This window comes from Aequoribacter sp. (assembly GCF_965659035.1).
Taxonomy (GTDB): domain Bacteria; phylum Pseudomonadota; class Gammaproteobacteria; order Pseudomonadales; family Halieaceae; genus Aequoribacter.
Window position 1 is genome coordinate 1 of the sequence record NZ_CBFHWH010000174.1, and the last position, 1,565, is coordinate 1,565.

At 52.7% G+C, this 1,565-nt stretch carries 2 protein-coding genes; both read right to left on the bottom strand.

The window, feature by feature from the left end:
• The coding region (glyA, locus tag ACTF5Z_RS12155; protein ID WP_438985865.1) for a serine hydroxymethyltransferase at positions 1-996 on the bottom strand (996 nt) is incomplete at its 3' end.
• 119 nt (positions 997-1,115) lie between these two features.
• Entirely contained in the window at positions 1,116-1,550 is a 435-nt protein-coding gene (locus ACTF5Z_RS12160; RefSeq protein ID WP_423850541.1) for an ATP-dependent zinc protease, read from the bottom strand.
• Positions 1,551-1,565 lie beyond the last annotated feature (15 nt).

Genomic DNA, 1,565 nt, shown 5'->3' on the forward strand with positions numbered 1-1,565 from the left:
ATCGGTGCCGGTGTAATCTTTACCGATTAGGTCAACCAGCATTAAGTGGTTGTCGGTGCCGCCCGACACAATTTTGAATCCACGTGAGATAAAGGTCGCCGCCATCGTGCGCGCATTGGCGACGACTTGCTTCTGATAATCGACAAACTCGGGGCTTTGCGCTTCCAAAAAGCTAACCGCTTTGGCTGCGATCACATGCATCAGTGGGCCACCCTGGCCGCCAGGGAATACCGCCGAGTTGAACTTTTTGTGCAGTTCTGGGTTTTCCCGCGCAAGGATGATACCGCCGCGAGGTCCGCGCAGGGTTTTATGCGTGGTCGAGGTCACAACGTCCGCAAAAGGTACGGGGTTAGGGTATACGCCGGCGGCAACAAGACCCGCAATGTGAGCCATGTCGACCAGTAAGTAAGCGCCAACTTTGTCCGCTATCTCACGAAAACGCGCCCAATCCATTACACGCGAATAAGCCGAGAAACCGGCGATAATCATTTTGGGCTTGTGCTCTAAAGCTAGCGCTTCAACTTGGTCGTAATCCACCTCTCCAGTTTCAGTATTTAAGCCGTACTGAATCGCGTTGTAGTTTTTGCCTGAGAAGTTGGGTTTAGCGCCGTGCGTCAAGTGACCGCCGTCGGCTAAGCTCATGCCCAAGATCGTGTCGCCTGGTTGTAGTAGCGCCAAAAAGACGGCTGAATTTGCCTGCGAGCCTGAGTGTGGTTGCACGTTAGCATACGCTGCGCCAAACAGAGCTTTGGCACGATCGATGGCTAAATCTTCGGCTTTATCCACGAATTCACATCCGCCATAGTAACGCTTGCCCGAATAGCCTTCGGCATATTTGTTGGTCAGCTTGTTGCCTTGAGCTTCCATAACGCGGGGGCTAGCATAGTTTTCTGACGCAATAAGCTCGATGTGGTCTTCTTGGCGCTGTTCTTCTTCTTGAATAGCTGCCCACAACTCGGGATCAAAATCAGCGATGTTCATCGTGGATTCAAACATGATGGCTTCCTGTATCGGGTGGCTCAACGGCCGGCTTAAAGAAGGCGCGATTTTACCTTAAACGCTTTGTGAAGATAACCGCTTTTTTGCACTCATTTCGTGCATGTTTCACACTTGTTCTACTCGTCTTGCGATGTCAGATAGGAGTCGCCCGGAACAACCACAGCGCGGCCTTTCAGCGCTGTGCGTCCGAGCAACATTCTAAAACGCATGCGTTCGCGGTTGGTGAGCGTCAGTTCTGCAGTAAAGGTTTGGTCGCCTAAGGTAATTTCGGTATCGATGACATAACGATCTTCTGCGTGTCCACCAGAGTCTCTTACGACGCGTTGGTCTTTGACAGGGGCGGTGCAATGCACTTCGGTGGTTGGGTCGCCTTGTATGGGGTGAACGCCAAAGCGCACCCATTGCTGGCCATTGCGTTCAAACGGCTCGATGTAAAAGGTGTGCAAGGCACTGGTGCGCGCGCCAGTATCGACCTTGGCTTTGATGTGCTCGATGCCCAGTTCGGGCAGTGCTAGCCATTCGCGCCAGCCTACTTGAATTGCCTTGGGCATGTTGTTGCTCGATTC